Here is a 15,963-nt window from a genome sequence, read left to right as displayed (position 1 = left end):
TGCAAACGGACTCGTTAGGCAGTACATTCCTAAGTCTGCTGCGTTTTCAAACTTCAGTCAGCAGAAAATAACAAAGTTTACGGCAAAAATTAATGAGAGACCAAGAAAGAAATTGAATTTCTCAACACCAAAGGAGTGCTTTTACAAAAACATTTCGTAATTTTGCACTTGCTTGTTGAATTCGCGTTATTAACAGGATTCTCCACAAATGTTAAATCCGTTTAACAGAACTCTGCAGGCCGTTTTTTGGCAGTACCGGGAAAAAGTCGTACCTTTGCACTGTGTTTTAGAGAAAGCACGGGATTTTTTCCTGCACCATCATTCGGAGGACAAGGCGCCAATCTGAGGAGTGAAGCTAAATGGACATTATCTCATATACTTACTATAGATGTTGAAGTAGATATCCACCCAGGCATCACCGACGAGAACTGCCAGATCACGGGCCACGTCCTCATGGGAATCGATGAACTTCACCAGGTCGGGATTATACTTCGTACCGGCATCCCTGCGGAACTCCTCCATCACCATGTCGAAGGTCTTGCCATCCTTGTAATTCCTGCCTACGCGCTCGGTAGCAGCCTGCATGCAGTCGCTCAGAGTGATGATGTCTATCAGGATGCGCTTAGGCAACTTCGTGTTGTCGAAATCCTCAGGATAGCCGCCCTTGCCATTATACCACTTATGATGACCCAAGGTGGTATCTCGAAACTTCTCATAGAGCGAAGGAGCAATCTTCAGCAACTCGGCTCCCAAAGAAGGATGGGTCTTGATGATGGAGAACTCCTCATCCGTCAACGGACGGTAGTCGTTGTTCACCACCGAGATGATGCCATTCTTGCCAATGTCATGATAGAGGGCTGCCTGATAGATGAAGTTGAGACACTCCTTAGGATCCAGGAAGACTTTACCATGATGGCGCTCACCAAGCGCTCCTCCCAACAAATTGGGCTGATAGGCCAGAATGCCCTCCATCAGCTTCTTGGCTATCATCGCCACATGTACGGAATGGGCATAGGTGGTGACCTGGGTAGCCACATTCAACTCATTGAAGTTGCGGATGCGCTCCACTTCCTTCAGGTACTTGATGGCACGGGGATAGGTAGCAAGGACATTCAGATATTTCACATACGAATTCTCCATCTGCTGGTCCAGACGATGGTGATAGATGGTGATGATGTCCCGATACATCCGCTTGACGGCAGCACGCTTCCTGCGGTAGGAAACATCAGACAGGTCGTTCAGATAGAAATAGTTCATGAAAGGCTGCAGGGCGGTCTGAAGCTGACGGTAGTCATAACGGGCAGTACTGAATTTCTTCTTCATACCATTACGGTTTCTCCTGACAGCCTTTCCCATCGCTTCCGTCGCCGTGATCTGTCCCATCTTCACCTGCATCACCAGGGTACGGGAATAGGAGAGCTCCGACAGATGAGGATTGGCAAGATTCCGTGCAACAATCACCTGCATCAGGGAGTCGGCAAACTGCTTTTCCAGGACGGTAGAATCAGCCAGATAAACATTACGGACCAGACTTTCCTCAGTATTTTTCGCCTTTTCGTTCAAGCGACCGTAATCCTCCTCACTCATCAGCTGGCAGGTATGGGGCAAGCTGAGCAATCTCCTGAGTTCAAGCACATAGGCACGACGTTCTTTCACGGTCTGCATCTTGTAAATCAGCCAGTTGGTAACCGTCAGATTTTCAAGCGCCATCAGGGAAGACTCCACAGGATTAGGCGAGCGATACCGGTCTTCCGCCACGGCACGCTTCAGATACTCGTAGGATTTCTTCAAGGCATCAGGTTCCTTACCCAGAGTATGGATCTCATAAAGGAATTCGCCCTTGAAGATATCTACCAATCCGGCAAAGTTCGATGCCTCGGGACATCTTCCGCTTCCATAATATTCCAGAAGAATATCACAGAGTTGATTGCCCAGGAACGGATCTACCTTTTCCTCCATATACAGACGCTGCAAGCCGTCGCACAACTGCTGGTAAGCTTCATGGGGAATCTGCTTACGGTCTTGCTTGAAGTAATCGAAAACGATGTTGATAATCTCCCTGTTAACCAGGAAGAGATGCGTATTCTTCAGGGCACGGCGCTTGAAGAAATTGGTCCATGCCACATGGTCCTTGAACAGGAAGATGCTGTCATTGTATCGGTTATAGACACTGCGATTCTCTTCCAACAGTCTGAAACACCTCTCGAAATCAGGGATTTCAGTACTATCGGAACGCACTGGGGTCTGGCAGAAAACGGGGATGCCAACCAACCAGAATATCATTACAAAAAACAACTGCCTCAAAATCAAAAAATACTTTTACTTAAGTTTATTATGCTATCTTAGAAAGTGCAAATATATCGATTTTCTTTCAGAAAACCAAATTTTTCGGTTTATTTATCTTTTTTAAACTATATCCGTTGCTATTCATGCCTTGGCAAAACAAACTTCGCCATCATGCTCACACACCATAATAAAAAACTGCAACCTACTCTTCGCGAGCAGGTTGCAGCTGTAGTTAACTAACTGTTATCAACTATTCATTACTAACTCTACCTATATATTATTATGTTTTGACCAACACGGGGGCTTACTTGATATACTCCTCAGGAATCTGAGGCATTGCACCATTCTGGGTACAAACGTATGCACTCACCTTTACAGCCAATTCGTGTGCCTCCTGGATGGTCTTGCCCTTCAGGATGCTGGCGCAGAAAGTACCGGTGAAGCTATCGCCTGCACCTACGGTATCAGCCACCTCAACCTTTGGAGTCTCCTGGAATGACTTCACGCCTGGGGCAAAGACATAGCTGCCGTTCACACCGCAGGTCAATACGAGCATATCGAGATTGTACTTGCCGAGAATCAACCAGCACTTGTTCTCGATATCCAAACCTGGATAACCGAAGAGGCGGCCGATGGTAATCAACTCCTCATCGTTAATCTTCAAAACATTGCAGCGCTTCAAGCTCTCGGTAATCACCTCAGGAGTATAGAAGTTCTGACGGAGATTGATATCGAAGATCTTCAGACAATCTTCTGGAGTATGATCAAGGAATGTATAGATGGTCTTGCGGCTAACCTCACTGCGCTGAGCCAGAGAGCCCCAGCAAACAGCACCGGCATTGGCAGCAATCTCCTTGATATCATCAGTGAATGGGATATTGTCCCAAGCCACACCCTTCTTGATATCGTATGTAGGAACACCCTCCTTGTCAAGCTGCACCTGAACGGTACCGGTAGGATAATCTACCACTGGCATCACATACTTCAACTTCTTCTCATCGAGAATACGAAGGGCTGTATCGCCCAAGACATCCTTACCTATCGCACTGACGGCTACAGAATGCAAGCCGTGCTGACCAGCGTGGTAAGCGAAGTTGGCAGGAGCACCGCCGAGTTGAGAACCACTAGGGAGAACATCAAAAAGTATCTCACCCAAACCTACACAATATTTTGTATTTAAATTCTTTGTTTCCATAATTACACCTTATTATTAGATATAGTATAAAAGATTGCGAATGAATATTAGATATAGTATAAAAAATTGCGAATGAAGATGATTATAACTTGCGGATATAAGTGAAGAGATAAACTACACCTACTGCCATGACAGCCACGGCACCAGTCTGACCGATAGCATCGCTGGCGAATCCCATGAACAATGGGAAGATGGTACCACCAAAGAGTCCCATGATCATCAATCCGCTCACCTCGTTCTTCTTATCAGGCAAAGCAAGCAGCGCCTGAGAGAAAATCATGGAGAAGACGTTAGAGTTGCCGTATCCCACGAGGGCAATAGCGATGTAGAGCACATAATGGCTTGTTCCTACCCACATGCCTATCATACTCAAAGCCATCATCACAACGCTGATGATGAAGAAAGTGCGGGTCTTCATCATACGGAGGAAGGCTGTACCGGTGAAACATCCGATGGTACGGAAGATGAAATAGAGCGATGTGGCGAAAGCTGCATCATTTAGACTCCATCCCAAACGCTCCATCAGAATCTTAGGAGCTGTGGTATTGGTACCTACATCAATACCCACATGGCACATGATACCTATGAAAGAAAGTAATACGATTGGCTTACCAAGCAATTTAAGGCAATCCATGAAACCCGAAGCTCCTCCATCCTGCTTCTCTTCGGTGATGGGTGTGCCAGCCAGGAAGAAGGTGGCAGCAATACCGATAATCATATAGATTGGGAAGAGAATGCGCCAGCCCAGACCGAAGGTTGGAATGCTTGCCATGGCGCCCCACATAGCGATGTATGGAGCCAGGAAGGAAGCTATCGCCTTGACAAACTGACCGAAGGTCAATGTGGATGCCAGGTTCTGACCTGATGTAACCACTGAAACCAGAGGGTTCAGGGAGGTCTGCATCAAGGCATTTCCGATGCCGAGCAATGAGAACGACACGAGCATCAACTCAAAGTTTTCGCCGAAAATGGGCAAAAGGAGTGAGATGACGGTAACGAGCAAAGACAGGACTACTGTCTTCTTCCTACCGATCTTATTCATCAGTATTCCTGTTGGAACCGAAAATATCAAAAACCAGAAGAATACCAATGAAGGGAACAGATTGGCTGTCGAATCATTGAGGTTGAGATCTTCCTTTACGTAGTTGGAGGCGATACCTACCAAATCTACAAATCCCATGGCGAAGAAACAGAGCATCACCGGGATGATTGTCAATTTTGATGATTTATTCATAATTGTTAGCGTTATTGTTTCTATATTTTGCTGGTGCAAAGGTAGCGATAAACGATACTATATATCATAAAATATCGTTCATCGGCTACCATTTATGTTGCATTGTTACATCAGTAACACGCTAAGAAACAATTATCTTATAGATTCAGTTCTTAACAGATGAGGTTACTTGATGTCGTAAATCTGATACTTACCCTTTCCCTTTACAGTAACCTTGTTGTAAGGCTTGCTTGGGAATACGAGATTGGTCATGGACATCTTGCCGTCAGCATCCAGTGCCTCGATGCTGCTCTTGTCGATGAAGATGCGCAGCTGGCTGATATTGCCATAGGTTGGAGCCTTGGTGACTGCAGCGAAGTCCTTGCTGAAATCCATCTTACCGCTCTTGGTTCTATCCATTGAGAAGGTTTCTGCCTTGGCATCGTAGTTCATCACTACCTTCTCGCCCTTGTCGTTGCTCAGGGTGATAGTGGCATTTCCCTTCAGGTTTACTACCATCTCGCAAGATTCTGTGAGTTTCTTGCCAGCCTTCTTGCTTCTTGCAGCTGTCATCTCTGGAGATGGAACCACACTGCAATAAGTTTCACCCTTATACTCGAAGAGACCTAAGTCGCGAGGAATAGAGTTGCCTGAACGGTACTGCTGGGTAGGAACCTGGTTGGCATACTGCCAGTTGCTCATCCAGGCGATAGCCACACGGCGACCTTCCGGGGCGTTATCAAAAGTAACTGTAGCATAATGATCCTTTCCGTAATCCATCCACTTGGTTACCTCAGGCTTGCTGTCGCAAGTAAACTTGTGTCCATCGAAATCACCTACGAAATACTGGGTAGCAGAACCGCCGAATGGACCACCAGGATTGATGTTGCAGATGAGCATCCACTTCTCCTTATCGGTGCCACGAACCTTCAACTTCATCAGGTCTGGGCATTCCCAAACACCGCCATGGTTGCCATACTTCTCACCGAAAGAGCTTTCAAGTTTCCAGTCCTTCAAATTATCAGAAGTATAGATTTCCATGTGCTGACCGGCAGCCAGAATCATATTCCACTTCTTGATGTCCTCGTTCCAGAACATGTGTGGGTCACGGAAGTCTGGCACATTGCTGGTAAGAATAGGATTTCCTTCATATTTGGTAAAGGTTTTGCCACCATCTGTGCTGTAAGCCATGCTCTGTGTCTGGTTCTCACCAGCCGAAGTGTAGAGAGCCACAACAGCACCCTTGCCCAAACCAGCGGTATTATTCTTATCCACAACGGCAGAACCGCTGAAAATGGTACCAATTGCATCTGGCTGGATAGGGGCACCCTGGAACTTCCAATGTACCAAGTCGGTAGATGTAGAATGTCCCCAGGTCATATTCTCCCACTGTGATCCGTAAGGATTATACTGGAAATAGAGATTCCATACACCATCCTTATAGAACATACCATTAGGGTCGTTCATCCATCCGTAAGTAGGAGTGTGATGGAAATCCAGACGATACTGCTCGCGATTCTTCATATCGAAAGCATCAGAGAACTTCATCTCCTTCCAGCAAGTGAGGGCATTCAGTCCTTCCTTGCTATAATCGCCATTGACATGGATATCGAGAGCCAGGCCTTTCAAGCCAGCAAACTCATCCATATAGAGAGGTACGAAATAATCTACGTGGTCTTTAGCCAACTTCACATTGAGTGCTTTCACCTGCTTGTTGTCAGCAATCACCTTAATATTGGCTATCTCTGCATTTTCCTGCACAGGAAGCAAGAGACACTTCTGGTTCTGACTCTCCTGGCTGATGCGGTAGAGACAGTGGTTATTGCTCAAGAAGGAAGCCTGCTGGGCATAACTGGCGGTGAAACCGCAAAGAGCAACAAGCGCCGAAATAAATATCTTTTTCATTGTCTAAGTGTCTGAAATTATTATCTAAAAATACCGATAGGTAATTACTCGTATCCCTTATTCTGCTTATACAGACCAGGAATGTAATACAGCTGGTTATATGGAACCGGATAGAACTCGTTCTTGCCTGGAGTAAACTTGGCATCCTTCAGGTATTGAGCGTATGTCTGCTCTCCATACTTATCGTTCTGCTCTGATGCAAAATACTTGTTCAATGTCTCAGAAGCAATGCCCCAGCGGCGCAGGTCGAAGAAGCGGCCGTTCTCCATAGCCATTTCCAGACGACGTTCCCAGCGCAGGCACTTTCTTGCCGTCTCCTTATCCTGGAAATAAGACTCCGGATAGAGGGCTATATCACATTGATCCTTGGCATATTCAATATGCTTATCCACAGAATTCTTGGCTCTCTGACGGATATCGTTGATGATGGTACGAGCCTCAGCCAGACGGCCCAACTCTATCAAAGCCTCAGCGCGCATCAACATAATGTCGCTATAACGGAGCACATAGTCGTTCATCGCAAACGCCTGCCAAGAGCCATTGTAAGTTTCACCCTTTGAACGCTGTGGTACTTCCTTCAGAGAGGTATAGTAACCGTAAACGTTTGGTGTACGAGAGTTGGCTGTAGTCATCGTGTATTCTGACTCATATTTATATGGGAAGGTAGGCATTCCAACGGTGTGGAACAAACGTGGATCCCATTTCTGACTATTAGGCTCACCGTTTACAGGATAATCACAAGTCTTGTTGTAGTCATCAAACTCAGGAAGTCCGTTCTTGGTCTTGAAGGCATTCACCAGGTCCTGTGAAGGCTTGTGGAAATCCCATCCGCAAGACCAAATACCCCAACAGCCATTCAGCATATTAGACCAGTTGGCACGTCCGAAGTTGGTATGGTCCTCGCTATAGTCGGAAGTCTGGACAGCAAAAACTGACTCCTTGCTGTTCTTATTGTCAGGCAGGAAGATATCGCCAAAGTCTGCCATGTAACCATAGTCTGAATTCTTCACCACATCAGTATAGTCGACAACCTTCTGCATATACTCCTTATTAATATGGTCAACACCATCGGTTGCCTCATAGCCATCACCCCAGGCAATGGTAAGATAACACTTAGCCAGATAACCTGCGGCTGCAATCTTGTTGACACGACCGCCATCCTTCTGCTTAGCAGGAAGTACATCGTATGCTGTCTGGAAGTCAGCAATCACCTTTTGCCACAATTCCTCGTAAGTAAACTGAGTGTTTGATGTGCTTTCTGTTGCTTTATCCTCATAAACCTTCTCGTCTATCCAAGGAATCTGGCGATACATGGTAAGTAACTTGAAATAGAAATGAGCACGGAGAAAGCGAACCTCAGCCTCACGCTGCTTGGTTACCTCAGCACCCAGTGTGCTCTCACCATTCTGCTGTAAAGAAACCAAGGCACGGTTGCAACGGGAAACGGCACAATAGAGTCGATACCATAACTCGTCGAGTTCGCCCTTAGTAGAGGTTAAGGTACTCCAGATTTCCACATCGTGATAACCGGTGTCACCGGTACCACCACCGCCTTTCAAGCAATCGTCTGAAGAAAGGTCACCGTATGGCCAAAGGTTGAATGGGTAAGAATACCAACAGTCGCCCAACATCGCATAGGCACTGTTTACCATCTTGTCTGGCTCGCTGAAAGCCTTGTCTTCATCAACCACAGCTGTTGGGGTGTAATCCAGGAAATCATCACAACTGGTGAATGTTCCTACCAGTGCTGCTGCAAGCACCATTGTATATAACTTTTTCATCTTAAAATTCTCTTTAAAAATATGAAACATTTTAGAAACCTACCTGAAGTCCGAATGATACGGATGTTGAAAGTGGATAGTTCCAGTTTGGATTCTCTGGGTCTGAACAGGTCAGGCTATTGCTCTTGATGGTCAAAAGATTCTGACCTGAGAGATAGACACGGGCACTGGTCATCTTCAACTTAGAGAGGATGCTGCTTGGGATGGTGTAACCCACCTGCAAGGTGCGCAACTTCAAGTAAGATCCATTCTCAACGTAGTAAGAGGAAGCACGACCCTCATCGGCTGTATTCATGGTGCTCAAGCGTGGGATGGAAGAACCGGTATTGTTGGTATTCCAGGCATCGAGCAAACGGGTTCCCTTGTTAGAACCACCATCAGTAATAGCCCAGAAGTCGGTCTGGAACTTTTGGTTGTTATACACATCCTGGTCATAGACACCCTGCCAGAACATACTGAAATCAAAGCCCTTGTAGTTGAGAGCAATATTCAAACCATAAGAGAAGGCAGGCACTGGGTCGAAAATCCAAGTCTGGTCATCTGAAGTAATTCCATTTTTACCATCTAAGTCCTTGTATTTCAATCCACCGACACGTGCGTTTGGCTGTCCAGACTTATCTACTTCTTCCTGAGTCTGGAAAATTCCATCGGCTACATAACCTACGATAGAACCATATGACTTGCCACTCTGCACCAGGTTTTCCTTAGATGTGTGAGCGTAAGCACCTGTTGTTGTTTCTGGCAAATAAGTAACCTTGTTGCGGAAGAAATCCAGATTGCCGTTCACATCGATGCCAAGTCCATTAGCCAAGGTCTTGCGATAACCCACGGTGAACTCCATACCCCAGTTGCGGAGCGAAGGACCATTCTGCCATGAATTTCCACCTTCACCTGTTGCACCCAGATAAGCAGGATTAATCAACATATCCTTTACATTCTTAATATAGGCATCCACTGTACCATAGAGGGTGTTGCCAAACAGGGTGTAATCCAAACCTACGTTATACTGGGTAGCAGCCTCCCATTTCAAGTTAGAGTTAGCCAACTGTGTGGCACGATAGCCAGAAGGGAAGGTACCTGAACCTTGCAGGAAGAGATCGTATGCAGTAGAGGTTACACGGTCTAATCCGTAATCCACTACATAAAGACCAAACTGTGCATTGTTGTCGATAGCCTGGTTACCCGTCTGACCCCAGGAAAGACGCAGCTTGGCATCATCCAACCAATCCTTCTTCAGGAGATTCGAGAATCTGAAGCCGAGTGATGCAGCAGGGAAAGTACCCCAGCGATGTGCCTTACCAAATCGGGATGAACCATCATGACGGATAGTAAAGGAAGCCAGGAGGAGATCATCCCAGTTGTAGTTCACCTTTCCAAAGAAAGAAGCCAGGCGATAACCAAACTTTGCACCCGAGTTACGCATCGTTCCCGTGGCAGCATTTGGCCACATATAATCTTTATCTTCCAGCGCATAGCCTTCTGAATAGGCAGAGAAATCGATACACGACTGCTTGGAAACTTCCATACCACCGAGTACATCGATGTTGTGCTTACCAATCTGGGCAACGTACTGGGCTGTGTTAGACCATGTCCAGTTAGTCTCATTGTTGTTTGACAAGGTTGTCTTCGCGATGTCGTTGTTGACGATATCGGAATGATAAGTATTCGTCATCGCATTGATAAACGATGTCTTGAAATCCAAACCGAAGTTAGAGCGCAGGGTCAATCCCTTGACAGGCTTCAATTCTACGAAAGCATTACCGAAGATGCGCCAGTAGTCGAGGTGATTGTTGCGGTTCTGATACTGCTCACGACAAGGGTTCTGACGGTCGGCCATACTACCCACAGGACCTGCGAAGGTCTTGCCATCTTCTTCGTAAACCGGAACGATAGAAGGCATCTTCAAGGCATTCTCCATCGGATGGCAATCTACCTGAGAGGTATAAGTCAATGTCAAATTCTCACCTACGGTTACGATCTTGTTTAAATTCCAAGAGGTGTTCAAACGAGCTGAGATATTCTCGAAATTGGTATATTTCAAGACACCCTCATTGTTCTTGTATCCCAAGGAGAACATAGCGCTATGCTTGTCATTGGCATGAGATACAGAGAGGTCGTAGTTCTGCGAGAAACCTGTGCGAGAGATTTCATCGAGCCAGTCGGTATCGGAGAATCGCATGGTCTTCTTGGCATTGATGTAGCCGTCGTATCGACCATTGATAGTATAGTTCTGATACTGGTTGGTAGATGGATTCCAAACGGTGATTGGAGTTCCAGAGGCCGCATTCAAGTCGATGCCGTAGTTGGCTGCATAAGCCACAGGATCGAGTCCATCGTTCAGGGCTGCCTGAGCCATCGCAGTAGCATACTGGCTGGAGTTCATCAGCTTCATCTTCGACTGGTTGGAATAGAACTGTGCAGTCAGGTTGGCAGAGAAGTCAACAGCAACCTTGCTACCCTTCTTACCTTTCTTGGTGGTGATGATGATGACACCATTCGATGCACGGGAACCATAGATAGAAGCCGAAGCGGCATCCTTTAAAACCTGCATACTCTCGATATCATTCGTATTGAGGGTATTCAATGCCATATTGGTAGGCACACCATCTATGATATAAAGAGGATCCTGAGAAGAGTTGAAAGAACCGATACCACGGATACGCACGGTTCCAGAACCAATAGGAGAACCATCAGTAGTAACAGTCATACCAGGAACACGACCCTGCAAAGCACGCATCGGGTCTGTCTCTGAACTTGTCTTCAGGTTCTTGGTTGAAACCACAGCCACGGAACCGGTCAAGTCTGCCTTCTTCTGAGTGGTATAACCTGTTACAACTACTTCCTGCAAGTCGTTGGCATCTTCCTGAAGTGTTACCTCCATATTGTCTGAAGCCTTTACTTCTTGCGTCTTATATCCAATATAAGATATAACAAGTGTGGAACCAGGAGCACATTCTACATGAAAGTTACCATCAAAGTCGGTAACAGTACCAGTCTTTGTGCCTTTCACCATAACAGACGCTCCAATGACTGTCTCACCGGCAGCATCCTTTACGATGCCATTTACATTTACCTGTTGTGCACTAGCTACGGTGCAAACAGCACAGAGCGCAGAGCTCATTAGTAATTTTGAAAGATTGTTCATACTATTATAACGTTTTAAGTTTCAAAAATTGTTATTGCTTGATTTCTGCCGCAAAATTAGAGAAAAGACTGTTATATAAATAGAAAAAATCGTTCCTGTAACAGTAATTATGTTACATGAAACGATTTTCGAATCTTTCGTCAAGATTTTAAAGTACTTATTTTAAAGGAGTTAGAAAACTATTCCTTATTAAATGCCTGTTCATTTCTAAAATCGGTAGGAAGAACACCAAACTGCTTCTTGAAGCATGATGAAAAATAGCCAGGAGCAGCAAAGCCTACTTCTGCCGAAACTTCAGAGATTGTCTTGTCAGTTTGCTGCAAGAGGGTATAGGCTCTCTGCAGGCGCATCTCTTTCAGGAGCTCGGCTGGCGTTTTTCCTGTCATAGCCTTCACCTTGCGATAGAGCTGCACCTTGCTCAACTGCATCTGGGCTCCCAAATCATCCATCTTCATATCAGCATTGCCCATATTCTCAAGTATCTTCTTCTTGAAACGGTCCATGAAGTAACGATCACTCTCATCCAGGTGATTCAGTTCAGCAGCCCAGCCCTCCTTGTTCTCGATGAAGCCACGAGCCACAACTTTCTGCTTCTGCAGCTTCTTTCTATATACCTTATATATATAGAAGATGACAATGAGCAGAACTAGGACGATAACGACGGCAACAATAATCATCCATTGCTGGATGCGGGATACCTCTGAATAAGAATCAAGACTGTCAGAAATCTGATCCAGATTCTTCATCTTGACTTCCAAATCCTGATATTGTAGGGCGATGGCATCACAGTTTTCAGAGGTAGCAAGGAATGATTTCATCACGTTATCCTTCTTATAGGGTTTACCCTGAAGGACATTCATCGCCAATTCCATAATCTTCTCGCCCTGGGTAGGATAGACATAAGAAGCAGCAAACTGTCCTCTCTTCACTCTATCCACTCCTTCCCATTCTCCAGGCAATCCATCAATGCCTACTATCACCATCTGCTTATCAATGCCTCGTCTCTCAGCTTCCAGAAAGGCTCCTATGGCACCTAGGTCGCTATGTCCAAACACGCCATCCGCATGTCCGCCCTTATCCAGATATTGTTTCATCAACTCCTGGGCACGCTCCATCTTCCAGTTACTGTCCAGAGTAACCACCTTGATTCCCGGATAATTCTTCATCACCTCATGGAAACCACGATGGCGCTCAATGACAGGAGAAGCATCTTTCAAGCCCGTAATCTCAACAACGGTACCTTTTCCATCCAGTTTCCTGGCAAGAAAGCGAGCTACTTCCCTACCCGCTTCTACATTATCGCCACCGATGGAAGCTGTATAATGGGATGTCTTTACCTTTCTGTCGAAGAGAATAACCGGGATATGAGCACGATAAGCTCGCTCGATGGCAGGTGTTACATCATTCACGTTATCAGGGGCAACAACGATCAGATCTACCTTCCTGGCTATCATACTGTCTATCTGACGAGCCTGGCGCTGCCCGTCATTCTCTGCAGTAGTAAACAGCAAATCCACATTCTTATATTGATACTGCGCCAGTCGCATCTCATTATTCACCTTCTCGCGCCAAACTCCGCTACAACATTGCGACACACCTATCACCACATTCTTCTGGGTGCAAGCACCAAGAAGAAGGAGCATACTAAAAGATAGTACTATTAAGATAATATTGATTCTTTTCATTGAATTTATACTTCTTCCATCCGTTTAAGTTCCCACCCCTCAAACTGCATGATGATGAGATGGAGTTTTGTACCTTGGCGCAAAGCTTCAACCCTTGGAGCCTCGGCATATCGATGAATCTGATCTAGAGCCTCACGCCACTGTTTCTCTGCCTTGGTCATAGGCTTGCCATCTTCCGTGAACTCACCTTCAACTATCGCAGAGAAATCTTTCTTCGAAAGAACCTTCAACTCCAGAATGTAGCTATGCTGACTGGCATAATGGGTAAGGTCTGGCAAAAGGAAGAAATCACAATAGCCATGATTCAACTCCAACTCTGGAGCCGTGATATAATAATCATTCAGATTCAGATAAGCCATAAAGAATCCCTGCAGGTTTCGCTCAGCCTCAATGCCATCACGCACCGAAGAAACCTTGGCATAGGCATCCGCCATAAAGCGCAATCCTTCTTCCCACTTACCATCGTATGCCATATCATAATAGTAATCGGTGAGCTGGTTGACATCCACATAAGCCTTTGCCTGATACTCCTCTTCCAGATAACCATAATACTGCTTGCGGACATTATTGTTTGGAATGCCCAGAATGAGCTTGGAGCCACGAGTTCCCTTGATGGTCAACAAGCCATAATAGAACAGAAGACTTGGGAATATCTCTGCCTTTGGAATCTGATACGCAGAAAACGACTCATAAAGCTGGGTAACAATCTGCTCCTCTTCTGCTATCTTGCGGATAATGCCCTTACGCTCTCCATCCAGCTTGTCAAACTGCAAGAGTTTCTTCATCTTGCCGTAATCGGTACGGGTATTCGGGTCTATCATCTGACGAGGAGAACATCCGTTATCCATGTAATTACGAAGGTAATAAAGAACCATATCACAATTAAACATACGAGTTTTCTTCTTCAATGCTTCTTCTGCAAAGCAATAATTGTCATACCATGGCTTCATATCATTGACGATGGCATCAATATCACTATCGACAGGAATACTACCATGCTCCTTATAATAGGTAAACATCTCCACCACATCAGTGGTAGAGAAGCCCAGCATCTCATCAAACTCCGGCTTGATAGAAATGTTCCAACCTATATTGAATCCACTCGTCACATCATCCAGGGTTACAGGGCTCACACCCATCATGAAGATACGCTCAAAATTACCCTTGAACTTCTTGAAGACATCACGATAAAAGCCGTCGGCATGGGTAATCGCATGATACACATTCTCACCACGTTCGTTGAGTATGACATTCGTGAAGTTGTCATACTCATCGATGATGAGATACAGATGATACTGGTGCGCCTTGGCAGCCTTGAATATCAGTTCCATCTTTTCCTCAAAATCTTCCTGCGCCAGGATTTCTTCCATCTCTGCCTGATAATATTCTGAGTATTGACGGACAAAAGCATCAAGGTTGATGCTGAGATAAGAATTAAACTTAGTCTCAAGCTTATCGATATTACCCGTAATCTGGGAGAAATCGAGGAACAGCACCTGATACTTTCCCTGCAAAGGTGTAGGATGCTGGCCTATCCACAGATTTCCAAAAAGACTCTGGAACTTATGGCTCTGCGTACAGTCATAGTAAGAATAGAGCATACTCAAGAATATGCTCTTACCAAAACGACGAGGGCGGATGAAGAAGAGATTGCGAGGCTGCTTCTCCAGCTCTGGGATAAACATCGTCTTATCCACATAATATAGATTCTGCTCTATTACCGTAGCAAAATCTGCCACCCCATAAGGTACTTGTTTAACTTGCTGTTCCATCATGATCTATCCTTAAAAACACTATCTGTGTGCAAAGATAGCATAAAAAAACGAAAAAGCCACAGTTTGCGTTTACAAACTGCGGCTTTTATTATATTTTATCCGAAATACACGTTCCTACCATACGACTTTCTTGTTGCCCATAATATAAAATTGCTTCCTTGCATCATATAAGTTGCGTTATTGTTATCATCCATCTCACTCTTGCCAATTCGCAAGGCGAGGTATGTGATGAGGAAGAGGCTATCTATTACACCTTCGGACCTGGGAAAGGCGCAGAAAGTTACAGATGTCATCAAGAAAAAAAAGTCCTGAGACATCATAAGAAAATGCTTCATTACCAAAATAAACGTCTCCAAAAGTGCGTTTCTCAAATTTTATTTGTACTTTTGCAGTGTCATTCAGAACTTTGTTTTATTTTTACAGCACGATAATAAACAAAATGTCTGGATATGGCAAGCATCCCGGTGCACCAACAGAGTAGCTTAGGTACACCCTGATAAAGAAGATAAATGATAGTGCTGCGTTAATTAAATAAATCAGATTCAACATGTCGTTTCTAACTCGAACATATCCTTTTAAACAGAGTAAACACTTGCTAAAAGATAGTAGCATCTTTGGCTTCATCATTTGGGTAATTTTATATTTTCTGCAGCCATTTGGACTCTGCTTATATCAAGGTAACAAATGCTTTGTTGCTACATTATTCGGACTGGTAACTTTTGGATGCCACATAACATACGCTGCAACGATATTGAAGTATTTGCATCAAACTATCAAGCCCTGGCGTATCTGGCATGAAGGAGTAGCTATACTCGGACTGATTTTCATCATTGCCTTCGGTAATTTCCTCCTATTCTCATACTTGTTTCATTATACGATTACATTCAGTCTGTTTCTCTTGTTTCTAAATTGGACTATTATCATAGGCATATTTCTTACGACATTATCTATCGGAATGCAATACAACAGAACATTACG

General features: G+C 45.0%; 8 protein-coding genes and 1 pseudogene. 1 reads left to right on the top strand and 8 read right to left on the bottom strand.

Translation table 11 applies throughout. From position 1 onward, the window contains the following. Nucleotides 1-160: pseudogene (locus tag ACTQ16_RS13330) on the top strand (IS30 family transposase); the annotation flags it as partial. A gap of 206 nt (nt 161-366) precedes the next feature. Here the strand turns inward: ACTQ16_RS13330 and ACTQ16_RS13325 are convergent. The 8 genes from ACTQ16_RS13325 to ACTQ16_RS13290 all read right to left on the bottom strand — a co-directional run bounded on the left by ACTQ16_RS13325 (nt 367) and on the right by ACTQ16_RS13290 (nt 14,982). Then, entirely contained in the window at nt 367-2,187 is a 1,821-nt protein-coding gene (locus tag ACTQ16_RS13325; protein WP_441937828.1) for an HD-GYP domain-containing protein, read from the bottom strand. Nucleotides 2,188-2,590: 403 nt separating this feature from the next. Beyond that, nucleotides 2,591-3,481: a carbohydrate kinase family protein gene (locus ACTQ16_RS13320; protein ID WP_294967922.1), complete on the bottom strand. Its 891-nt coding sequence runs from the start codon at nt 3,479-3,481 to the stop codon at nt 2,591-2,593. Nucleotides 3,482-3,563: 82 nt separating this feature from the next. Further along, a complete protein-coding gene (locus tag ACTQ16_RS13315) occupies nt 3,564-4,715 on the bottom strand; it encodes an MFS transporter (RefSeq protein WP_294967923.1) in 1,152 nt (383 codons plus the stop codon). A 165-nt stretch (nt 4,716-4,880) separates the two neighbouring features. Continuing rightward, nucleotides 4,881-6,599, bottom strand: coding sequence for a DUF4980 domain-containing protein (locus ACTQ16_RS13310; protein ID WP_441937826.1), 1,719 nt, complete (start codon nt 6,597-6,599; stop codon nt 4,881-4,883). 44 nt (nt 6,600-6,643) lie between these two features. Then, nucleotides 6,644-8,380, bottom strand: a complete 1,737-nt coding sequence (locus tag ACTQ16_RS13305) for a RagB/SusD family nutrient uptake outer membrane protein (RefSeq protein WP_294967926.1) — start codon at nt 8,378-8,380, stop codon at nt 6,644-6,646. 31 nt (nt 8,381-8,411) lie between these two features. Continuing rightward, complete coding sequence (locus tag ACTQ16_RS13300; protein WP_441937824.1) at nt 8,412-11,525, bottom strand: SusC/RagA family TonB-linked outer membrane protein; 3,114 nt, start codon at nt 11,523-11,525, stop codon at nt 8,412-8,414. Between the two features lie 179 nt (nt 11,526-11,704). Next, nucleotides 11,705-13,210 (bottom strand): AraC family transcriptional regulator, encoded by a 1,506-nt coding sequence (locus ACTQ16_RS13295; protein WP_441937823.1) that lies wholly within the window; start codon nt 13,208-13,210, stop codon nt 11,705-11,707. A 5-nt stretch (nt 13,211-13,215) separates the two neighbouring features. Further along, the gene (locus ACTQ16_RS13290; protein WP_441937830.1) at nt 13,216-14,982 is read right to left on the bottom strand and encodes an ATP-binding protein; all 1,767 of its coding nucleotides are present in this window, start codon (nt 14,980-14,982) and stop codon (nt 13,216-13,218) included. Nucleotides 14,983-15,963 lie beyond the last annotated feature (981 nt).

The organism is Prevotella sp. LCP21S3_D2, assembly GCF_052118345.1.
Taxonomy (GTDB): domain Bacteria; phylum Bacteroidota; class Bacteroidia; order Bacteroidales; family Bacteroidaceae; genus Prevotella.
Note: the sequence above shows the minus strand (reverse complement) of the source record. Positions and strands in the feature narration are given on the sequence as shown.